The 19,937-nt window shown below is 58.7% G+C and carries 20 protein-coding genes; 16 read left to right on the top strand and 4 right to left on the bottom strand.

Annotation, left to right across the window (positions count from 1 at the left end; all coding sequences use genetic code 11):
• Positions 1–320 precede the first annotated feature (320 nt).
• From ABNH18_RS16540 to ABNH18_RS16515, 6 genes are all read left to right on the top strand, one after another.
• Positions 321–3,119 carry a monovalent cation/H+ antiporter subunit A gene (locus ABNH18_RS16540; protein ID WP_349383893.1) on the top strand — a complete coding sequence of 933 codons (2,799 nt, stop codon included), beginning with the start codon at positions 321–323 and terminating at the stop codon, positions 3,117–3,119.
• Entirely contained in the window at positions 3,119–3,457 is a 339-nt protein-coding gene (locus tag ABNH18_RS16535) for a Na+/H+ antiporter subunit C (protein ID WP_349383892.1), read from the top strand. Before ABNH18_RS16540 ends, ABNH18_RS16535 begins: the two co-directional genes overlap by 1 nt.
• Positions 3,454–4,935, top strand: coding sequence for a monovalent cation/H+ antiporter subunit D (locus ABNH18_RS16530; protein ID WP_349383891.1), 1,482 nt, complete (start codon positions 3,454–3,456; stop codon positions 4,933–4,935). The genes ABNH18_RS16535 and ABNH18_RS16530 overlap by 4 nt, the downstream gene beginning before the upstream one ends.
• On the top strand, positions 4,932–5,426 hold the full coding sequence (locus tag ABNH18_RS16525; RefSeq protein WP_349383890.1) for a Na+/H+ antiporter subunit E: 495 nt from the start codon (positions 4,932–4,934) through the stop codon (positions 5,424–5,426). Before ABNH18_RS16530 ends, ABNH18_RS16525 begins: the two co-directional genes overlap by 4 nt.
• Positions 5,420–5,689 (top strand): K+/H+ antiporter subunit F, encoded by a 270-nt coding sequence (locus ABNH18_RS16520; RefSeq protein WP_349383889.1) that lies wholly within the window; start codon positions 5,420–5,422, stop codon positions 5,687–5,689. The genes ABNH18_RS16525 and ABNH18_RS16520 overlap by 7 nt, the downstream gene beginning before the upstream one ends.
• A 172-nt stretch (positions 5,690–5,861) precedes the next feature.
• Positions 5,862–6,194 carry a Na+/H+ antiporter subunit G gene (locus ABNH18_RS16515; RefSeq protein ID WP_039927428.1) on the top strand — a complete coding sequence of 111 codons (333 nt, stop codon included), beginning with the start codon at positions 5,862–5,864 and terminating at the stop codon, positions 6,192–6,194.
• Between the two features lie 917 nt (positions 6,195–7,111).
• Here ABNH18_RS16515 and yihA read toward each other — a convergent pair.
• Positions 7,112–7,744, bottom strand: a complete 633-nt coding sequence (gene yihA / locus ABNH18_RS16510) for a ribosome biogenesis GTP-binding protein YihA/YsxC (RefSeq protein WP_349383888.1) — start codon at positions 7,742–7,744, stop codon at positions 7,112–7,114.
• 343 nt (positions 7,745–8,087) lie between these two features.
• Here yihA and ABNH18_RS16505 point away from each other — a divergent pair, with 343 nt between their 5' ends.
• The 5 genes from ABNH18_RS16505 (at position 8,088) to ABNH18_RS16485 (ending at position 11,404) form a co-directional block, all read left to right on the top strand.
• A complete protein-coding gene (locus ABNH18_RS16505) occupies positions 8,088–8,381 on the top strand; it encodes a c-type cytochrome (protein ID WP_349383887.1) in 294 nt (97 codons plus the stop codon).
• Positions 8,382–8,404: 23 nt separating this feature from the next.
• The gene (locus ABNH18_RS16500) at positions 8,405–9,058 is read left to right on the top strand and encodes a c-type cytochrome (RefSeq protein WP_349383886.1); all 654 of its coding nucleotides are present in this window, start codon (positions 8,405–8,407) and stop codon (positions 9,056–9,058) included.
• 166 nt (positions 9,059–9,224) lie between these two features.
• Positions 9,225–9,857, top strand: coding sequence for a thiol:disulfide interchange protein DsbA/DsbL (locus tag ABNH18_RS16495; RefSeq protein ID WP_349383885.1), 633 nt, complete (start codon positions 9,225–9,227; stop codon positions 9,855–9,857).
• Complete coding sequence (locus tag ABNH18_RS16490) at positions 9,858–10,760, top strand: endonuclease/exonuclease/phosphatase family protein (protein ID WP_349383884.1); 903 nt, start codon at positions 9,858–9,860, stop codon at positions 10,758–10,760.
• A gap of 107 nt (positions 10,761–10,867) precedes the next feature.
• Positions 10,868–11,404, top strand: a complete 537-nt coding sequence (locus ABNH18_RS16485) for an NUDIX hydrolase (protein ID WP_349383883.1) — start codon at positions 10,868–10,870, stop codon at positions 11,402–11,404.
• Here the strand turns inward: ABNH18_RS16485 and ABNH18_RS16480 are convergent.
• Entirely contained in the window at positions 11,343–12,539 is a 1,197-nt protein-coding gene (locus tag ABNH18_RS16480; RefSeq protein WP_349383882.1) for a helix-turn-helix transcriptional regulator, read from the bottom strand. The two genes, ABNH18_RS16485 and ABNH18_RS16480, sit on opposite strands and share 62 nt — an antisense overlap.
• A 98-nt stretch (positions 12,540–12,637) precedes the next feature.
• On the opposite strand from ABNH18_RS16480, the gene ABNH18_RS16475 reads away from it, so the two are divergent.
• The 3 genes from ABNH18_RS16475 to ABNH18_RS16465 all read left to right on the top strand — a co-directional run bounded on the left by ABNH18_RS16475 (position 12,638) and on the right by ABNH18_RS16465 (position 16,536).
• Complete coding sequence (locus tag ABNH18_RS16475) at positions 12,638–13,399, top strand: alpha/beta fold hydrolase (protein ID WP_349383881.1); 762 nt, start codon at positions 12,638–12,640, stop codon at positions 13,397–13,399.
• 211 nt (positions 13,400–13,610) lie between these two features.
• Positions 13,611–15,797, top strand: coding sequence for an InlB B-repeat-containing protein (locus ABNH18_RS16470; RefSeq protein ID WP_349383880.1), 2,187 nt, complete (start codon positions 13,611–13,613; stop codon positions 15,795–15,797).
• A gap of 40 nt (positions 15,798–15,837) precedes the next feature.
• Entirely contained in the window at positions 15,838–16,536 is a 699-nt protein-coding gene (locus ABNH18_RS16465; RefSeq protein ID WP_349383879.1) for a hypothetical protein, read from the top strand.
• 85 nt (positions 16,537–16,621) lie between these two features.
• Here ABNH18_RS16465 and ABNH18_RS16460 read toward each other — a convergent pair whose 3' ends face one another.
• Positions 16,622–17,974, bottom strand: a complete 1,353-nt coding sequence (locus ABNH18_RS16460) for a deoxyguanosinetriphosphate triphosphohydrolase (protein WP_349383878.1) — start codon at positions 17,972–17,974, stop codon at positions 16,622–16,624.
• Positions 17,975–18,113: 139 nt separating this feature from the next.
• Between ABNH18_RS16460 and ABNH18_RS16455 the strand changes: the two genes are divergently transcribed.
• A complete protein-coding gene (locus ABNH18_RS16455; RefSeq protein WP_349383877.1) occupies positions 18,114–18,788 on the top strand; it encodes a type 1 glutamine amidotransferase domain-containing protein in 675 nt (224 codons plus the stop codon).
• Positions 18,789–18,926: 138 nt separating this feature from the next.
• Entirely contained in the window at positions 18,927–19,409 is a 483-nt protein-coding gene (locus ABNH18_RS16450; protein ID WP_349383876.1) for a glutathione peroxidase, read from the top strand.
• A gap of 108 nt (positions 19,410–19,517) precedes the next feature.
• On the opposite strand, the gene ABNH18_RS16445 is transcribed toward ABNH18_RS16450, so the two are convergent.
• A complete protein-coding gene (locus tag ABNH18_RS16445) occupies positions 19,518–19,937 on the bottom strand; it encodes a DUF6691 family protein (RefSeq protein WP_502876795.1) in 420 nt (139 codons plus the stop codon).

The raw sequence follows: 19,937 nt of genomic DNA, 5'->3' as shown, positions 1-19,937 counted from the left end.
CGCCATTACCGGTAATCGCGGGCATGGCGGGGCAGCCTCCCCCATCCCTAGACCGCGTTTCAACTTTACACTTTGAACTCACGGCTGCCCTGATATCGCACCCACCTTCCACCCATGGCATACTGCCGGCCTCCTTTCTTTTGATACGGATGCCATGACGCCATTTCTGGTACAGCCCTGCCGCATCATCCTGTCCCAGTGCCCGCGCCGGGGGCATCGCCCGTATTTTCCTGATCCGCCGTTGTTATTGTCTTTCTAGTTCACCCTGTTCAAGCTAACGGGCGGGTTGCCGCCCTTGTGACAATGACAACGGATTGACTATGAATCTTGCCTTTGTGGTGATGTTGCCCTTTCTGGGCGCGTTCCTGCCGCCGTTGGTGGAGCGCGTAACGGGGAACCGCACCTTGCTGGCCTGTGGGGCGGCGGCGCTGCCGGCGCTGGCGCTGGCGCTGCTGTTCAACCCGGCCCGGAAAGTGTTTGCCGGGGAGACCCTGCACAGCACCCTGACCTGGATCCCGTCGCTGGATCTGTCGCTGGCGTTCCGCCTGGACGGGTTGGCGCTGCTGTTTGCCTTGCTGGTGCTGGGCATCGGCCTGCTGGTGATTCTCTACGCCCGCTATTACCTGTCCGCCAAGGAAAAAGCGGGGCGCTTTTATGCGTACCTGCTGCTCTTTATGGGCGCCATGCTAGGGGTGGTGACCAGCGATAACCTGCTGTTACTGGTGGTGTTCTGGGAACTGACCAGCCTTAGCTCCTTCCTGCTGATCGGCTTTTGGGGGCACAAGACCGAGGCCCGCAAAGGCGCGCGCATGGCGATGACGGTGACCGGCATGGGTGGCCTGGCGCTGTTGGCCGGGGTGTTGCTGATCGGCAATGTGGTGGGCTCGTTCTCGCTCACCGAGGTGCTGGCCAACGGTGACCTGATTCGCGGTAGCGAGCTGTACCCGCTGATTCTTTGCCTAGTATTGCTGGGCGCCTTTACCAAGAGCGCCCAGTTCCCGTTCCATTTCTGGCTGCCCCATGCCATGGCAGCGCCCACACCGGTGAGCGCCTACCTGCACTCGGCCACCATGGTGAAGGCCGGGGTATTTCTGCTGGCGCGCCTGTACCCGGCGCTGGCGGGCACCGATTTGTGGTTCGAGATTGTCACCCTGGCGGGTATGGCGACCCTGCTATGGGGTGCGGCGGCGGCCCTGTTCCAGCACGACCTGAAAGGCCTGCTGGCCTATTCGACGATTAGCCACCTGGGCCTGATTACCCTGCTGTTCGGCCTGAACAGTCAGCTGGCGGCGGTGGCGGCGGTGTTTCACATCATCAACCACGCCACCTTCAAGGCCAGCCTGTTTATGGCGGCGGGGATTATTGACCACGAAACAGGCACCCGTGACATGCGCCGTATCAACGGCCTGTGGAAGTACATGCCGTATACGGCGGTGCTGGCTATGGTGGCCTCGGCGGCCATGGCCGGGGTGCCGTTGCTGAACGGGTTCCTGTCCAAGGAAATGTTTTTTACCGAGACGCTGCAGTCCGAGCAGCTGGGCGCGCTGAGCTGGTTGCTGCCGTTGGGCGCCACCCTGGGCGGGGTGTTCTCGGTGGCCTATTCGGCGCGCTTTATCCACGACGTGTTCTTCAATGGCGAGCCGATCAACTTGCCCAAATACCCGCCCCATGAACCGCCGCGCTATATGAAGGTGCCGGTGGAGATTCTGGTGGCGCTGTGTGTTGCGGTGGGTGTGTTCCCGGCGATCACCGTGGCCGGGCTGCTGGCCGTGGCGGCCACCGCGACCCTGGGCGGTGAGCTGCCGGAATACCACCTGGCTATTTGGCACGGCTTTAACCTGCCGCTGATGATGAGTTTTGTGGCGCTGTTCGGTGGCATCTTTGTTTACTCCCAGCGCCGCCGGCTGTTCGATCTGTGGGCGCGCCTGCCGGAGGTGGACGCCAAGCTGGTGTTTGAAGGGCGCATTCAGCAGCTGGGCCGGGTGGCCAGTGCCATTACCGGGCGGCTGCAGAATGGCTCGTTGCAGAGTTATGTGGCTTGGGGTGTGGCGCTGGTGGCGGTGATTTTGCTCACCCAGATGTGGCACTTGCCGGCGCTAAGCCTGGATGTGGGCATGCTGCCCATGGATGGCGTGGCGATTCTGTGTACCGCCATGCTGGTGGCCGGCGCTTTGCTGACCACTGTCCTGCATCGCCACCGGATGACCTCAATCATGTCGCTGAGCGTGGTGGGATTGATGGTGTCGCTGCTGTTTGTGCGCTTCTCCGCGCCGGACTTGGCGCTGACGCAGCTGTCTGTGGAAGTGGTTACCATGCTGCTGCTGATGCTGGCCATGTATTTTCTGCCGGTGCGCACCAAGGTGGAGTCGTCGTCGATACGGGTGGTGCGCGATGTGCTGCTGGCGCTGATCGTTGGCGCCGGAGCGGCGGTGTTGGCCTTCTTGGTGATGACTGGCGAGACCACAACCATCAGCCAGTTCTTTATGGACAACAGCAAGTCCGGCGGCGGTGGCACCAATGTGGTCAATGTGATTCTAGTGGACTTCCGCGGCTTCGATACCTTTGGTGAAATCACCGTGCTGGGGATCGCTGCCATGGGCATTTATGCCCTGCTCAACGATCTGAACCTGGCGTCCGCCAAGTACGATTCATTGGGGCGGCCTTGGGCAAAAGATGCCCACCCGCTGGTGCTGGTGACAATCTCCCGGCCGCTGTTGCCGTTGGCGCTGCTGATCGCGGTGTACATCTTCCTGCGTGGCCACAACCTGCCCGGTGGCGGTTTCGTGGCCGGGTTGATTACTTCGGTGGCGCTGGTGCTGCAATACGTTGCGTCCGGGGTGGGCTGGGTGCATAGCCGCATGCCCGGGGATTATCACCCGGTGGTGGCGCTGGGGGTATTGCTAGCCGGGCTGACCGGGGTGGGTAGCTGGGTCTTTGGCTACCCCTTCCTGACCAGTTCGTTCACCTATGTGTCGCTGCCGCTGATCGGCAAGTTTGAGCTGGCCACGGCCATGCTGTTCGACACCGGGGTGTTTCTCACCGTGGTGGGCTCAACGCTGTTGATGCTGGCCAATCTGGGCAAGCTGTCGTTGCTGGATGACAAGAGGGAGAACGCCTGATGGAACTGCTGGTAGCAATCATCATTGGTGTGTTGGTGGCGTCTGGAGTGTACCTGTGCCTGCGTGCGCGGACCTTCCCGGTGGTCATGGGCCTTACGTTGCTGAGTTACGGTGTGAATGTGTTTTTGTTCTCCATGGGCGGGCTGAAGATGAATCAGGTGGCAGTCGTGGGCATGAGCCCGGACCCCACCGACCCCTTGCCCCAGGCGCTGGTGCTCACGGCCATCGTGATCGGCTTCGCCATGACCGCCTTTCTGGTGGTGCTGGCGCTGCGTAGCCAGGGCGAGCTGCATAACGACCATGTGGACGGCAAGCCGGATGACGGAGGCCGCTCATGAATCACTGGATTATTGCGCCGGTACTGATTCCCGCCTTGGCGGGCATGCTGTTATTGCTGGAGGTGCGTGAGCGCCACCGGTTGCGGCGGATAACCGGCTTGTTGTCCTGTGCGGCGATGTTGGCGGTGGCCATTTTTCTGGGCGATCAGGCCTGGAGCGGTGAGATCACCGTTTATGCGCTGGGTAACTGGCAGGCGCCATTCGGCATCGTGCTGGTGCTGGATAAGCTCAGCGCCCTGATGCTGGTGCTGACCGCAGTTCTGGCCTTCCCGGCCCTGCTGTATGCCTGCTGCGGTGATGATCGCAGGGGCGCCAATTTCCATGCCCTGTTCCAGTTCCAGCTGATGGGGATCAACGGTGCTTTTCTGACTGGCGACCTGTTCAACCTCTTCGTGTTCTTCGAGGTGTTGCTGATTGCCTCCTACGGGCTGGCACTGCATGGGCGTGGCCCGGAGCGGGTGAAAGCGGGGCTGCATTATGTGGTGCTTAACCTGGTGGGCTCGGCGCTGTTCCTGATCGCCCTGGGCCTGGTCTACGGCACCACCGGCACCTTGAACATGGCTGACTTCGCCGTGAAGGCGCAAGAGCTCACAGGAACGGACGCCACCTTGCTGAGCATTGCGGTGTTGATGCTGTGGGTGGTGTTTGGCCTCAAAGCCGCCCTGTTCCCACTGTATTTCTGGTTGCCGGCGGCCTATGCCGGGGCGACGGCCGGGGTTGCGGCGCTGTTCGCGATCATGACCAAGGTGGGCTTCTACGCCATGGTGCGGGTGTACGCTCTGGCCTTTGCCGATGGCCCCTTTGCGGGGCTGGGGCAGGCGGCACTGTGGTGGCTGGCCCTGGTGACACTGGGGCTGGCCTGTATTGGCGTGCTGGGGGCGAAGCGGCTGGGCACGTTGGTGTCTTATCTGGTGGTGATGTCGGTAGGCACACTGGTGGCCGCGCTGGCCTTCGGACAGCTGGAGGCACTGGGCCCGGCGTTGTATTACCTGCTCCATTCCACCCTGATTTGCGGTGGCCTGTTCCTGCTGACGGACCTGATTGCCCGGGGCCGTGGCGAGGTGGCTGACCACTTGCAGATTGGCCCGGCGATTCTGAATGGCGGGCGGTTGTCAGTGCTGTTCTTCGTGGCGGCCATTGCTGTGGTGGGGTTGCCGCCGTTATCTGGCTTTGTGGGCAAGGTGGCCTTACTGCGCAGTGTGCCGGACACGTCCTACTGGGTGTTGCTGTTGGTGGCGGGCCTGTGTGGCCTGATCGCCATGAGCCGGGCGGGGTCTACCTTGTTCTGGCGCACTACCGGGGAAGGCAGCGGCCTGCGGCCGGCGCGCCGGCATCTGGTGGCGGTGCTGTGGCTGCTGGTGTTGAGTCCGTTGATGGCAGTGTATGCCGAACCGCTGTTGCAGCTGACCACGGCGGTGGCTGACCAGTTGCGCACTCCGGATCTGTATCTGTCTGCGGTGCTGGGAGGTGGCGCATGAAGCTGTTCTATCGGGTGTTGCCGTATCCCAGCCTGAGCCTGATTCTATGGTTTGCCTGGATGCTGCTCAGCGGTTTCACCGCGGGCCATGCGGTGCTGGGTGCCATTCTTGCTGTGCTGTTGCCGTTGGGGACCCGGCCGTTCTGGCCGAATGTGCCGCGCATTCGCAACCTGCCGCGGTTGCTCGGTTTCGTGGTGGTGGTGCTGTACGACATTGTGGTGGCGAACGTGTCCGTGGCCATTAAAGTGCTGGGGCCGCTGCGTTCCATACGGCCGGGCTTTGTGGAGCTACCGCTGGAGCTGGAAGACGATTTTGCCATTGCCCTGCTGGCCAGCACTATTTCGCTGACCCCGGGCACCGTGTCGGCGGATGTGAGCCCGGATCGCAGAACCTTGCTGGTGCACGGCCTGGATGTGGATGATGCGGCGGCGTTGGTGGCGGAGATCAAACAGCGCTACGAGCGGCCGTTGAAGGAGATTTTCGAATGCTAGAGACGGCCATTTCCATTGCATTGGCACTGATTACCCTGGCTTGGGTACTGAATCTGTACCGGCTGATTATCGGCCCGTCGCTACCGGATCGGGTACTGGCGCTGGATACCATGTACATCAACAGCATTGCACTGATCGTGGTGTACGGTATCCAGGTGGACAGCAAACTCTATTTTGAAGCCGCCATGCTGATCGCCCTGATCGGTTTCGTTAGCACCGTGGCCGTGGCGAAATACGTCACCCGCGGGGATATTATTGAGTAGACGCAACAGGCTTCACGCTTCACGCAACAGCGCGAGAAGGGGGGGGCAGGTCTGGATGTTTTGGTGTTTCGCGCGGAATGGTTGGACGTTTCCGCGCGGGGAAAATGCGTGATGGATTGGTTGCAGCGGCCGCGTTGTTGCGTGATGCGTGTGGCCTGCAAGCGAGGTGTTAATGGATTCTCTGATTGAATGGCTGGTGTCAGCCAGTGTGATTATTGGTGGGGTGTTTGCGCTGGTGGGGTCCATTGGGCTGGCGCGGCTGCCGGATTTTTATACCCGGCTGCATGGCCCCACCAAGGCCACCACTCTTGGGGTGGGCGGCACTATCGTGGCGTCGCTGCTGTTCTTTTCCTGGCAGGAGCGTGGGCTGCAATTGCATGAGGTGCTGATCACCCTGTTCCTGTTCATTACCGCGCCGGTGTCCGCGCACATGCTCGCCAAGGCCGCCATGCACCGGCAGTTGAAGCGGATGAAAGGCACACGGGGAGAGCCTTGGAAGCAGTAAAAGCGGCAAGCTCCAAGCAACAAGCTGCAACGCGGAACTGGCAGGGCGATGCGGAAAAGCCGTGCCCGCGATTTTACGTCGGGTTTGTATGCGGGAATCGCGGAGGTGAGGGAGTCAGTTTGCTGCAGCCTTAATCGTGTTGCAGCTTGAAGCTTGCGGTTTATTCGATCGTAAAATTTGTAAAAGATAAAACCGCCTGGAACTTTCCGAAAAAAGCGGCGGTCCTAATGAATAGCTACGGATTGGCACCCCCGATCCCCCAGTACCCTCGCTGATCCGTAGTATTTTGGAGTCCCTGATTTCTCCCCCGAAATCAGGGCGGCAAGCCTCCCTGGCAGCGCAGTCGTTCCCTTCCCCCAAGATTGCTGCCAGGGATTTTTTTTGCGCGACATTTCTGCCGGCCACAGGTTATTCGGCCTGTTGACTAAAGAATAAGCAAGCGCTGTGCCAGTTCCACTTCCCTGCCAATTACCTGTTAGTGATCAGCGAGATAGACGCTTTTTCTGCGTGTGTGGCGTGGGGCGAGTCTGCATTGGAATAGGGCGGAGTGCCGTACCGCGCCAGTTTTGTGACGCAGATCGACAGCTGAGAAGAAAAATACTTTCGGGGGCTGGAACTTTTTCCCAAAAAGCGCACTCTCACTACATAGCGACGGATTGGAACCCCCGATCCCCCAGTACCCTCACCAATCCGTCGCTGTATAAACCCTGGTCTTTTCCCCCAAAGAGGCCAGGGTGGCAAGCCTCCCCGGCAGCTCAGTCGTTCCCTTCCCCCAAGATTGCTGCCGGGGATTTTTTTGCCTGAATGAAAGCCAGACGCTCGACGCTCGACGCTGGAAGCCTGACGTTAAAACCCAGACCCCTAGATTCCCCTTGGCCAGATGCGGCTATGGGCGCTTGTCTGTACGTGATCGGGCCTTAATCCTGGGCGTCAGGCGTCGCCACATTCAGCCATTCGCCCAGCTTGTCCCAGGCGTCGTCACAGCCGGTGCCATTGGTGGCCGAGAATAATTGCAGTGACAACGGTGCCGGATGGTCTTTGAGCTGCTTTTGGACTTGCAAGAGGGTGGACTTGGCGGCGCCAAATTTCAGTTTGTCCGCCTTGGTCATGAGAATATGGATGGGCATGTTCGCCTGGGCGGACCATTCCAGCATCAGCAGATCGAAGTCCTTGAGCGGGTGGCGGATGTCCATCATCAGCACTAGGCCCACCAGTGCCTGGCGCTCGGACAGGTAATGGTCCAGGTGCTGTTGCCACTCATTGCGAGTGCTCTTGGCAACTTTGGCGTAGCCATAGCCGGGCAGGTCAACCAGGCGGCGCTCTTCGTCGAGCTGGAAGAAGTTCAATAGTTGGGTTCGCCCCGGAGTTTTGGAAGTCCGCGCCAGGGTGCGCTGGCTGGTGAGGCGGTTGATGGCGCTGGATTTGCCGGCATTGGAGCGCCCGGCAAAGGCCACTTCCAGTCCTTCATCGGGCGGGCATTGGTCCAGTCGCTGGGCGCTCTGCAGAAACAGGGCCTGGTGGAGCAGTTTTTCCATGGGGTGCAGGGGCATAGCAAAGTGCCTTTGGGTCACGTCAGGGGGCTATTCTTGCTGTCTGGCATGCGGCTGGCAATGCATAGCCGTGCGGTGAGGCAAATGAGTGCGTGGAGTATGCGCGATTTCGTCTGTTATTGCCGCGGTTTTGGTAGTGCGGGCGTGACTTAACCTGACTATACCCCTACCCTTCACATGGAATATGACGGCGCCCACCGGACTGGTATATAATCCCGGCCGCTTGCCCCTCAATAGCGCGCTGCGGCGTAACGGATTGAGGGCGGCCGACGTTCTACAACGGTTTGCCGGTAACGGCAAACGGACTTCGCCAGCGGCGACGCCAGCATAGAAGAGGTAGGGTATGAAGGGTTTTGTAGCAGGTCTTGCAATGGTTCTGGTTATGGGGGCTGCCAATGCAGCGACTGTAGAGGAGCGTTACAACAGCAGCTGTACATTCTGTCATGCCTCCGGTGCTGCTGGGGCGCCGATTTCCCATGATGAAGCCGCCTGGAAGCCACACCTGGATAAAGGTATGGATACGCTGGTGAAGCACGTCAAGGAAGGGTTCAACGCCATGCCCCCGAAAGGCATGTGCAACGACTGTAGTGACGAAGAATACCGTGCTCTGATTGAGTACATGTCCAAAAGCAAATAAGACGCTGTACTGAAGGATAGGCCATGAAGTTTTTCAAACTGTTCGTGCTGATGGCTGCTGCTGTGGCAGCCACCCAGGCCATGGCGGCCGGTGATGCTGAGGCAGGCAAAGCAAAAGCCGCTCCCTGCGCCGCGTGTCACGGTCAGGATGGTAACAAGACCCTTACCGGGACTTACCCGAAACTGGCTGGCCAGGGGGAAGAGTACCTGGTTAAACAGCTGGAAAATTTCAAGTCCGGCACCCGTGAGAATGCCGTTATGCAGGGCCAGGTGGCCGGCATGAACGAGCAGGACATGCAGGATGTGGCGGCCTATTACGCCAGCCTGACCCCGGAAGCCGGCCAGGCCAGCGCCGACTGGGTGGAGCAGGGTGAACAGCTCTACCGTGGTGGCGATATGGCCAACGGCATTCCAGCCTGCTCCGGTTGTCATGGCCCGGCAGGTCAGGGCATTGATGCGGCCAAGTACCCGCATCTGGCCGGTCAGAACGCCCAATACCTGGAAGATCAGCTGAAAGCGTTCCGTGCGGCAGGTCGTAACGACTTGGGCGACGGCATCATCAAACGCACCAATGACTCGGACAGCGATGCGCTAGGCATGATGCAGACGGTGGCGGCGAAGATGACGGATACCCAGATCAAGGCCGTAGCAAGCTTCATCTCCGGGCTGTCCAAATAGGGCGGTTCGGTTACGGTTTGTAGAAAAGGCAGCCTGCGGGCTGCCTTTTTTATGGCCAACATGAAAAGATATGGCTCTGATTGAGTGCCGATTGGGCTCACCAGGGAGAAAAATGCCGTCCGGCTTGTCACAGTGGACGGAAACCAACAAGAAAGGAGAGGATTGCATGTTTCGCATTGTGACGGCTTTGCTGCTGAGCCTGGGGCTGGCAACCGGAGTTGCTGCCGCAGAAGACCATACCCGTTTTGCGGTCGACACCCATTACAAAATTCTGGATGTGCCGGGTTCCGTGGATAATCCTGGCAAGGTGGAAGTGCGGGAGTTCTTTTCCTATGGCTGCCCGCATTGCTATTCCCTGGAGCCTGCGGTTCATGCCTGGCTGGATGAAAAGCCTGAGTACATCGACTATGTGCGTACTCCGGTGCTGTTCCTGCGTAATGCCGAGCCGCTGGCCCGCGCTTATTACGTGGAAGAAGCCCTGGGCCTGGTAGAGGAAATCCATGCGCCGCTGTTCGACGCGATCCACAAGCACCGCGAGCCACTGTTCAACGAACCTGCGTTGGCCAACTTCTTCCGTAAGTACGATGTTGAGCCCGCTGAGTTCAACAAGCTGTATGGGTCTTTCGGTGTCTCCACCAAGATCCGCCAAGCGGATGCGTTGACCAAGAAATATCAAATTCCCGGTGTTCCGAACTTCGTGGTGAACGGTAAATACCTGGTGCTGCGTGAGAACCTGAAAAGCAACGAAGAGTTGTTCGCGGTGATTGAATATCTGGCGAACAAAGAAAAGAAAGACTGAATGCTGCTTGATCGTGCCAGGCTAGCCTACCGTGACTGGAAAGCCCGCCCTGCGGGCTTTTCCTTCGCCAGGCAAGGGGTAAGAAAAACCCGCCAGACACGGGAGGTATTGCTTCCCCAGGACACAGTGAAGCTCATGAGCTTCAATATTCAGGCGGGAATCGGCAGCCAGAAATTCGGCGATTACATCACCGGCAGCTGGAAGCATCTGGTGGCACATCCGCGCAGCGTGGAAACCATCGAGCAGATCGCCGAAGTGCTAAGCCACTTTGATGTGGTGGGCCTGCAGGAAGTGGACGGCGGCAGTTTGCGTTCGCGCAACATGAACCAGCTGGTGCACCTTGCCTCCATGGCCGACTTCCCCTTCTGGCACCAGCAGTTAAACCGCAATCTCGGCCGTCTCGGCCAGTTCAGTAACGGCTTTCTCAGCCGGCACCAGCCGTTTGAAATTACCGACCACCGCTTGCCCGGCTTGCCTGGGCGCGGCGCCATTGTGATCAAGTACGGCCACCCGATTCAGCCATTGGTGGTGGTGGTGGCGCATTTGGCGTTGGGTGAAAAGGTACGCAATACCCAGTTGTCCTACCTGTCCCGGTTGCTGGCGGATTACAAGTACGTGGTGATGATGGGCGATTTCAATTGTCGCCTGGATCATCTGGAAAATTCGCCGCTGGCAGCGTTGGGTCTGCAGACCGTGCAGGCCGATAACCTCAATACTTACCCTAGTTGGGCGCCAGACCGGCATATCGACCACATCCTGTTGTCGCCGGATTTGGAAAGCCGCCACACCCGGGTACTCACCGATTGCCTGCTGTCGGATCACCTGCCCCTGGCCACGGAAATCGTTATTCCGGATGAAGTGGTCGCCGCGACCCGGGAATACCGCCTGCCGTTGATCATCTGAAGTCTGCATAAGGAAGGCAGAAGGAGGATTTTGGTGCTGCGAGCGCTCTTCTGTTTCCCGCGTCAAAATGCCATGACACCGTCATCGTGACGGGGCAGGCTGTGCTGATGAAGATTGACCGTGTCCTGATTGCCCTTTCCTTGATAATGCTGCCGCTGCTGTTGCTGGCGGATTGCCCCCGCGTGCCCGGGCAGGAAGATGACCGGCGGGCCAATGCCGGGTGTTTGATTGTTGAGGGCGACAAGGTGCTACTTCTGACGCATCGCTGGGGCGGCAAGCTGGGGGTGCCCGGTGGGACCCTGGAGCCGGAAGAGCTGGCCCAGTGCACGGCGCATCGGGAGACCCTGGAAGAAACGGGGGTGCGGGTTGTGGTGGGGGAGCGTTTGCAGGTGATGAAAAACGGCTTTCATCTCTATCGTTGCATGCCCGCAGAGTCTTTGTCGGAGGAGGCGCCCCTGCCGTTACCGGCGGCTGCCCGTCTGGAGATCAGTGATATCGGCTGGTACTCATTGGCGGATTTACGCCGGGCCGACTGGCGCTTTGCATATCAGTTTGATCTGTTTTTGCAGGTGGCTCGCCAGGCTATGCAGAGCAGCTTAGGCTCACAGGAGGGCGCCGCCAGCGACGGGCGGCAGGAGAAGTAAGCATTAACTTGGCCAGCTCGGACTGGCGCATGGTGCCGGTTTTCTGAAAGGTGCTTTTGAGCTGGGTGCGCACGGTATGCACCGACAGGAAATGGCTGTCGGCAATCTGTTGTGGCGACTGGCCCTGGGCAATGCCTGCGGCGACTCGGGCTTCGGCTTCTGACAAATCAAACAGCTGCATCAGGCTGTCCAGGTCGATATCGATATCGCCCAGTGGGTCCTGGAAATAGACAATGGCCAGGGGGGTGGGGTGAGTATTGAAGCCGCTGGGGGCCGCATGGGGGTGCATGGGGGAGACCAGGCAGCGGGTTGTCAGGTGGCTGTTGAGTGGAATGGCAATGACCTCGCCGCTGCCTCGCAGGGCCGGATTGGGGTGAGTGACTTGGGCCAGTTGCTTTAAAAGCGCGCACTGTCGCCGGGAATCCAGGAAGGTCAGCCTGTGTTTTTCCAGCGCCATGTGAGGGTGCGAGGCCACCAGTTGTTCCGCCTCCTGGCTGATATACACCAGCGTCCCTTGTGCATCGAGCAGGGCAAAGGGCTGCGCCTGAATATCCAGAGCCTGCTCCAGGGCCTGCTGCTGGTGCTTGAGAGCGCTGAATTGGGTCTGCAGCCGTACGGCACGGCGCACATGCATGACCAGGTCATTGATCTGGTCGGTTTCTTCTCGGGTGTAGTGGCCCTGCTCCCGGGTGCGTTGAATCAACAGCTGCACGGTATGGTCTTCATCCTGCCAGACGGTGCCACACACGCCATGGTGGATGCCTTGGGTGCGGGCCCAGTCATTGTAGAATTCGGTGTTGTAGAAGGCCTTTTGCCGACAGGAAAAATCGAGAAAGGTGGAGTACAGCTGGCCGGGGAGCTTGTCCTTTAATTCCGGACGCCACGGGCAGGCGTTCACGTAGTGATCCACATAGGCCTGGTGATCACTGTCATCAATGTTGTGCTTAATGCTGGACAGCACGGTCTGTGCCCGGCGATCAAGCACCAGCATACGGGCAGAGCGTGACCGGGTCGCGCTGACGGCTTGCGCAAGGAAACGCGGCCAGGCATCAGGAGCCTGTGGCGCCTCATACAGGGTGTCGAGCAGGTCCCCACGCTCGTTGCCCAGCAATCCATCCAAGATTGGCTGAGTCATGAGTTGTTGTTCCCCTTGTGAACCTCTAACTTATCCGATTTCGGCTTAAAATTGAATGTAAACAAACTCGATCACAATTTCGTGAACAGGAGAAACCGGTGGAATCCACCCTGACAATCGACGATGGACAGGCTTTGCCAGTCACCGAAGCCGGTAACGGCCCGCAACCTGTGGTGCTGGTGCATGGCTGGACCTGCAACCGCAAGCACTGGCAGCCACTACTGGATTCGGCGCTGGATGGAACGCGATTGATCGCAGTGGACCTGCCCGGCCATGGTGACGCGCGAGACGTTACCTTGCCGGCCTGGACGGTGACGGCGCAGGCACGGGCGTTGGTGGCAGCGCTGGAGGGCATCGACAATCCGGTATTGGTGGGGCATTCCATGGGCGGTGCTGTCGTCCTGGAGGCGGCCCGGTTAAAACCGATAAAAGCGGTGGTGTTGGTGGATACCTTTGTTATTCCCTATGGGGATCTTGACGAAGATACTGCGCGCCAGATTGAAACCCCTTTTCAGGATAACTTTGCGTCCGGCATTGCCAATCTGGTTGCCAACAATGCGGGTCCGGATTTGAGTGAACAAGCCAAGCTGAGCCTGGAGAGTGATATGGCTGCGGCGCGTCAGGACGCCATGTTACCACTGTGGTCTGACCTGTTGCGCTGGTCCCCGGAGGCGGCTTTTTCGGATATCCAATGCCCGATTCATGCAATCAACGGTGATCTTGTGGGGGATGCTGCACGTGCGCGTTGCACGCCCCGTGTGACCGAGTGGTTACAGCCTGGCACCTGGCATTTTCCGCAAATGGAACAGCCGGACATTTTTGCGCATACGCTTGCGAAAGTGTTGATGGCCTGCGGCTAAACGGGCGTTGCTCAATCGCCACCGCATGTTCATATACCGCTCAGGCTTGGCGGGTGATGAGCGCAGCGGTGGTTGTATTGTGAATGTTGTTCGTTGCTCCGATTCGTCAGTATTTTTTATTTTCATACCTTAAATGGGTGATGTGCCCTCTTGTGGCTTCGGTTTAGTTTGGTGTTCTACCAAAAAACTGGGGTGATCGGAGATATCACACATGAAGGGAACATTCAGAATTGCCGGCCTGGCAGTGGCGGTGGCCATTGCCGGTTGTGGCGGAGGTGGCGGTAGCAGTGGCGGAGGAGGGTCGACGCCAGCGGCGCCCAAATCCACCGTAGCCGGTGCGGTAACCAAGGGCCCTGTCGGGGGCGCAACCCTGTACCTTTACGCTATGGATGCGGCCGGCAACAAAACCGGCGACGCGGTAGCGGGCCCGATCGTTACCGAAGCGGATGGCTCCTGGTCCGTGCAGCTGCCGGATTCTGTGCCACGACCGTTGCTGATCGAATCCAGCGGCGGCACCTATACGGATGAAGCAACCGGTGCTGACGTCACGGCCGGTAATCTTAATTCTTTCCTGCCTGAGGGCGCACAAACCGCTGCGGTCACGCCCTTGAGCGAACTGTTGGTGCGCTCCGCCCGTGAGCATCTTGCTGCCAATGCCGGCGCATCGCTGGAAGATGGCGTAAACGCTGGTCGTGATGTGCTGGATGACGTGCTGGGTGTGTCCTTTGATCCGCTGACCACGGTGCCGGCTACCAGTGGCGATGATGCGGCGGCAAAACAGTACGCTGCCGTTCTGGGGGGCTTGTCCACCCAGGCCAATAACCTGAGCGGCACAACGGACCCGTTTGAAACGGTGATTGCCCTGATTGAAGATGCGTCCGATGGCGTCGTTGACGGTAAGAAAAACGGTGGCGCGATCACCATCGGTGACAATGCCGACACCCTGCCACCGACCAGCAGTGCGGATCTGGCTGGCGCCATTAGTGACTACGCCGAAGATAACGAGGAACTCGGAGTGACCAGCTTCGAGGTAACCGCCAACGTAGGCGCCAACGGCAGCGTGTCGCCCACGTCGGTGTCCTTGCTTGGCGGTGCCAGTGTGAACTTCACGATTACACCGGATACCGGTTACAGCATTGGTGAAGTGATCGGTTGTGCTGGCTCGCTGGATGGACAGTCATTTACTACCAGTGCACTTGAAGACGAATGCGATCTGTCGGTTACCTTTTCCATCAATGAGTACACCGTCAGCACCGCTGGTGTAACCGGTGGCCAAGTGATGCCGGATACGGCGGTGGTGGATCACGGTGATACTACGCAGTTCGAAATCGCGGCGGATGAGGGTTATGACGTTGTCAGCGTGGAAGGCTGTGACGGTTCACTGGCAGGAACCACCTACACCACGGGAGCGATTGTCGGCGCGTGTACCATCACGCCGGCGTTCGCGCTCAGGGAATATGCGGTAACCACCAATGTGGCGGCCGGCACCGGCAGTTTCGACCCGCAAAGCCTGACGGTGGCGCATGGTCAGAATGGCACGCTCACGGTCACTCCGGCTTTCGGTTTCCAGGTGGATTCGGTGACGGGGGATGCCTGTGAAGTGGCAGCGAGTGCGTCGTCGGGCGAATACACCGTAGGGCCGGTGACGTCGGCCTGTCAGGTGGACGCCAGCTTCAGTCTGTTGAGCTATACCGTGAATACGGCGGTGACCGGTAACGGTACGGTATCGCCGGGCACGGTGGTGGTCGAACATGGCAGCACAACCGCGTTTGCTCTGACCCCGGATGCGGGGCAGCAAGTTGCCGTGGCCAGTGGCTGTGGTGGCACACAGGATGGCACTACTTTCACCACGGCCGGTGTCACCGGAGCCTGTACGGTTGCCGTGGAATTCGAACCCATTCAGTACCCGATCACCACCATTGCCGCCAACGGCAGCTTCTCTCCAGCCAATCCCATGGTCGATCACGGCCAGACCCAGGTCTTTACCGTGTCTGCGGATGACGGCTATGAGCTCACCGGGGTGGACGGCTGTGGCGGAACCCTGGACGGCAACACCTTCACCACGGCAACCATCACCGCCGCCTGTTCCGTAACCGCCAGCTTTGCCCAGAAGACGTACACGGTTACGGCTACGGTGCAGGGTGAAAACGGCATGATCATCGGCCAGAACCTGGAAAACATTGCTCATGGCGAGACTCGCGAGCTGACGGTGACACCGGATGACGGTTTTGAGGTGAATACGATCTCCGGTTGTGGCGGCACGCTTGCGGGCAATACCTACACCACCGGTGAAATCACTGAAGACTGTGCTGTAAGTGTCAGCTTTGTGGACGACGGATCCGGCCTCGCCGCCGCCGTCTGGGGCCAATTTAACTGGGATCAAGCCAACTGGCAGTGAGGCCATTGGTTAAAGGACATAACCTTAGAGGGTAAGAGACATGAAAAAAGTAATCCTGACAGGCCTCACCGCTGCCGTGATGAGTGCCACCGCAATGGCCAGTGAAGTGACTGGTTATACCGCACCGGAATCCGGCCAGGCTGCAACGGCTGCTGGTGTGAATGCTAATTTCCAGGCGCTGATTACTGCCATCAATGACAACAATGAACGTATTACCGCTTTGGAAGATGCGGCGGGAACTCCGTCGGCCTTGCTGGAAAAAATCAGTGGTGCGACGTACACCATTTCCTATCTGGGCTCGGTGATAGGAACCTATGCGGATGCTCTGAGCCCTCATAAAGGCGCTTACCTGGAAGGCTTCGGCGGGCGTAGTGTGATTACGTTCGAGACGAATGGAACCCTGACCGAACTGTATCAGGAAAGCGGTCGGGAAATTGATTTTGAAGATGGCGAGTGTACGGAAAGCGAGCCCGGTATTTTCAATTGTGAACACCGGGTAGAAGACTTTACTGATGGGCCGGAGACGTTTACTGGCGGTAGCTGGGAACTGGATGGCAACACCCTGTCTGTCACCTTCCCGGAGGAAGATGGCGCCGAGGAGTTTATTGTGGCGTTGGATGGTGAAATCCTGGTGTTGTCCAGTGCCGGATTTGAAACTGAATCAGACGAGTTCGGCACCAACGACGACTACGTCCATTCGTTGGCTGTCGGTGTGAGAACTGGCGAACCCGCAGAGTAAGTTGATATGGGAAAATGAAAAGGGCGCCGATGGCGCCCTTTTCATTTTGTGAGGCCAGGTCATTTCGATGGATAGGTGGTGAAAGTTAGTACCGTGTTTCCGCCATCCCGGAAAACTGTTTGGCCAAATAGGTGGCGTAGTTGTCGGTCATGCCAGCCAGAAAATCCAGTGCCCGCATGATGCATTGATAAATTCTTTCTTGCTCCGGTAGTTGCTCAAGGTTTTCCGGAAAGCTGTGCCGACCAATCAGATCAATGATGCGCTCGTGCCGATAGTTTTTTGTGCTGTTGCAGGCATGGGATACGGCGGCTTCTATCAAACCATCCAGCAATGCGCCCATCACTTCAAAGGCGCCAATTTCCAGTTCGATTTTCCGTGGATGCTCGAACACTTTCGAACGGGAAAGTTGCTTGGCATTTTCCACCACATCCCGCACCGCCGGTTCGCAGTGGCTGATTAGGTCGCCTTCCATGCGTCCCAGCAGTAACCGTTCGTGATTGGCGACAAAAGCCTCTACGCCTGCTTCGATAAAACGCTCGATGATCTTGCCGCGCAGCAGGGCGGCTTTACGGCCATCGCGGATATCCGAATGGATCAGCTCGCGTACTTCCTCGCTATCGGGCAGGGCCGGTTGTAGTAAGGCGTACACTTCATCCCAGTGCAGCAGATCCATTTCCAGGCCATCTTCAAGATCAATGATGGCGTAGCAAAAGTCATCCGCGGCCTCCATCAAGTAAGCCAGCGGGTGGCGACAGAAATGCCCCGGGCTGTGTTCCAGTAGCCCGGTGGCCTGGGCCACTTCGCGAAACGCTTCGGTTTCAGACACAAAGGCGCTGTACTTGCCAGGTTTACTGCTGGCGCTGCCCGCATCGTCGGACAGCCAGGGGTATTTCAGGAACGTGGCCAGGGTCGCGTAGGTCAGGCGCATGCCGCCGTCGTACTGGTGGTATTCGCTTTTGGTAATAATGCGAAAGCCCTGGGCGTTGCCTTCAAAAAAGGTCAGGTCGCTTTGCTGGTGGGCGGGGAGCATATCCAGAAACCGCTGCCCCCGTTCCTGAAACCAGGCGCGTATGGCACGCTCGCCGGTGTGGCCAAAGGGCGGGTTGCCGATATCGTGGGCCAGGCAGGCGGACTGAACAATATCGCCCAAATCCGTGGCGCTGACGGTGTTGGGTAACAAACCTTTTTGCTGCAAACGCTCGCCCACCCGAATACCCAAGGTTCGGCCCACGCAAGACACTTCCAGTGAGTGGGTCAGGCGGTTATGTACGTGATCATTCGTGGCCAGCGGGTGGACTTGGGTCTTGCGCGCCAGACGCCGGAAGGCGCCGGAAAAAATAATTTTGTCGTGGTCGCGCAGAAAAGCCGTGCGGCCACTTTCATCCTTGGCGGTGCGCCCGCCCAGGCGAGCCTTGTTCAGCAGTTGGTGCCAGTCCATATCGTAAAAAACCTTCAAGGAGCCTTGAGTCGGGCAGGGTAAAAGCCCACGGTAATGATCACAGCATGTTGCCACGGCCGGTGTGGTTATGCACAACACCGTGTATGAGCGCCGGGAGTGACTATCGACAGGAGGATGTATGAATCTGGACAAACCCTTGTTAATGCTCGTCACCAGCGCTTCAGAAATGGGCCAAGGAAAGAAGACCGGTCTGTGGCTGGAAGAATTCGCGGTGCCCTATCTGCAGTTCCGGGAGAACAATATTCCGGTGGTGGTGGCCAGCCCGAAAGGCGGACGGGTTCCCATTGATCCAAACTCGGCCCCGGACGAGGACGATAAAGCGGCCTGGACGGAGGCGATTGCTGCCTTGCAAGATACCCGCGAATTGGAAGCCATCTGGGAAGACGGGTTTTCCGGTGTCTTTGTGCCTGGCGGTCATGGTGCTATGTTCGATATGCCCGATAACCCTCTGGTTGCTGCCGTGATGGAGCGAACTTGGGCCCAGGAGGGGCTGCTTGGCGCCGTTTGTCATGGCCCGGCGGCGTTGGTGGGGCTACGTGACGAGCAGGGCGCGCCGCTGGTGCAAAATAAAACGGTGGCCTGTTTCACTAACAGTGAAGAGCAACAAGCGGGGCTCGATGAGGTGATGCCGTTTCTGCTGGCGTCCCGTCTTGAGGACCTTGGCGCGCATCTGGATCTGGCCGATGACTTTACTCCCCATGCGGTTAATGACGGCAAGTTGGTCACCGGGCAGAACCCACAGTCCAGCCGCGTGGTGGCCGAGGCGGTAGTTACGCAGCTTTATAGCGAATAGTGCGGGGCCTGGCGATAGTGCACTCGCCGGCAGCCGGTGCTTGCCGTATTGTTAGGCCACGTCTTGGCGACGTGTTCTGGTTGCCGCCCTGCTGGGCGCCTTATTGTTCATGTCTGGGCTTTACCGTTAGGAGAGATCATGGGGATCTATGAGTACAGTGCCATCACGCTGAGTGGTGAAGAAAAATCGTTGTCCGACTTTCAGGGCAAGGTATTGCTGATCGTGAATACGGCCAGCAAGTGTGGGTTTACCCCCCAGTACAAGGGGCTGGAAAGCTTGCATGAAACACTGCAGCCCAAGGGGCTGGAAATTCTCGGTTTTCCCTGTAATCAGTTTGGCAAGCAGGAGCCGGGCGCGGCGGATGAAATCGGCGCTTTCTGTGAAAAGAATTATGGTGTCAGCTTTACCATGTTCGACAAGGTCGACGTGAATGGCAGTGATGCCCACCCGTTGTACGACTATCTGAAAAAAGCCGCGCCGGGTGTAATGGGCAGCAAGGGCATCAAATGGAACTTCACCAAGTTCCTGGTGGGTAAGGATGGCAAGGTAGTGAAGCGCTACGCGCCCACCGACAAACCGGAAGCGATTCGCAAGGATATTGAGGCGTTGCTGGAAGCCTGACCAGTGATCAGTCGTGAGTAACGGGTTTCGAAGATCAAAACTGGAGGCAGCTAACCCGGTTCTTGCTTTTGCTTTTCGAAACTCGCGGCTCGAAACTCGTGGCTGCTTCTAGGCGCTTTTACGTTGTTCCAATCTTTCAAAGATCACCATCCCGCTAAGCATGGCGGCGACGAAAACAATCCCCTTTGCGCTGCCGGTTCCCAGGGCTACCAGCGCCGGGCCGGGGCAGAATCCGGCTAACCCCCAGCCCACACCAAAACCCAGCGCGCCGAGAATCAATCGTTTATCCAGGTCGCGGCGGGTGGGTATGCTCAGGGGGTCGCCGTTCCAGGCGTGTTGGCGGCCACGGGCCAAGACAAACCCTACGGTCATGACCGCTACCGCACCGCCCATGACTAACGCCAGCGATGGGTCCCAGGGGCCGGCCAGATCCAGAAAGGCGAGCACCTTGGCGGGGTTGGCCATGCCAGCGAGTAACAGGCCCAGGCCGAAAATCAGGCCACAGAGAAAGGCCGTTAGCGAGGACAT

The sequence above is a fragment of the Alcanivorax sp. genome, from assembly GCF_040118815.1.
Classification (GTDB): domain Bacteria; phylum Pseudomonadota; class Gammaproteobacteria; order Pseudomonadales; family Alcanivoracaceae; genus Alcanivorax.
Note: the sequence above shows the minus strand (reverse complement) of the source record. Positions and strands in the feature narration are given on the sequence as shown.

What these genes read in the sequence shown, in the direction of transcription:
- ABNH18_RS16540 (WP_349383893.1), top strand. Translation starts at nt 321, where the DNA reads ATGAATCTTGCCTTTGTGGTGATGTTGCCCTTTCTGGGCGCGTTCCTG.
- ABNH18_RS16535 (WP_349383892.1), top strand. Translation starts at nt 3,119, where the DNA reads ATGGAACTGCTGGTAGCAATCATCATTGGTGTGTTGGTGGCGTCTGGA.
- ABNH18_RS16530 (WP_349383891.1), top strand. Translation starts at nt 3,454, where the DNA reads ATGAATCACTGGATTATTGCGCCGGTACTGATTCCCGCCTTGGCGGGC.
- ABNH18_RS16525 (WP_349383890.1), top strand. Translation starts at nt 4,932, where the DNA reads ATGAAGCTGTTCTATCGGGTGTTGCCGTATCCCAGCCTGAGCCTGATT.
- ABNH18_RS16520 (WP_349383889.1), top strand. Translation starts at nt 5,420, where the DNA reads ATGCTAGAGACGGCCATTTCCATTGCATTGGCACTGATTACCCTGGCT.
- ABNH18_RS16515 (WP_039927428.1), top strand. Translation starts at nt 5,862, where the DNA reads ATGGATTCTCTGATTGAATGGCTGGTGTCAGCCAGTGTGATTATTGGT.
- yihA (WP_349383888.1), bottom strand. Translation starts at nt 7,744, where the DNA reads ATGCCCCTGCACCCCATGGAAAAACTGCTCCACCAGGCCCTGTTTCTG.
- ABNH18_RS16505 (WP_349383887.1), top strand. Translation starts at nt 8,088, where the DNA reads ATGAAGGGTTTTGTAGCAGGTCTTGCAATGGTTCTGGTTATGGGGGCT.
- ABNH18_RS16500 (WP_349383886.1), top strand. Translation starts at nt 8,405, where the DNA reads ATGAAGTTTTTCAAACTGTTCGTGCTGATGGCTGCTGCTGTGGCAGCC.
- ABNH18_RS16495 (WP_349383885.1), top strand. Translation starts at nt 9,225, where the DNA reads ATGTTTCGCATTGTGACGGCTTTGCTGCTGAGCCTGGGGCTGGCAACC.
- ABNH18_RS16490 (WP_349383884.1), top strand. Translation starts at nt 9,858, where the DNA reads ATGCTGCTTGATCGTGCCAGGCTAGCCTACCGTGACTGGAAAGCCCGC.
- ABNH18_RS16485 (WP_349383883.1), top strand. Translation starts at nt 10,868, where the DNA reads ATGAAGATTGACCGTGTCCTGATTGCCCTTTCCTTGATAATGCTGCCG.
- ABNH18_RS16480 (WP_349383882.1), bottom strand. Translation starts at nt 12,539, where the DNA reads ATGACTCAGCCAATCTTGGATGGATTGCTGGGCAACGAGCGTGGGGAC.
- ABNH18_RS16470 (WP_349383880.1), top strand. Translation starts at nt 13,611, where the DNA reads ATGAAGGGAACATTCAGAATTGCCGGCCTGGCAGTGGCGGTGGCCATT.
- ABNH18_RS16465 (WP_349383879.1), top strand. Translation starts at nt 15,838, where the DNA reads ATGAAAAAAGTAATCCTGACAGGCCTCACCGCTGCCGTGATGAGTGCC.
- ABNH18_RS16460 (WP_349383878.1), bottom strand. Translation starts at nt 17,974, where the DNA reads ATGGACTGGCACCAACTGCTGAACAAGGCTCGCCTGGGCGGGCGCACC.
- ABNH18_RS16455 (WP_349383877.1), top strand. Translation starts at nt 18,114, where the DNA reads ATGAATCTGGACAAACCCTTGTTAATGCTCGTCACCAGCGCTTCAGAA.
- ABNH18_RS16450 (WP_349383876.1), top strand. Translation starts at nt 18,927, where the DNA reads ATGGGGATCTATGAGTACAGTGCCATCACGCTGAGTGGTGAAGAAAAA.
- ABNH18_RS16445 (WP_502876795.1), bottom strand. Translation starts at nt 19,937, where the DNA reads ATGTCCTCGCTAACGGCCTTTCTCTGTGGCCTGATTTTCGGCCTGGGC.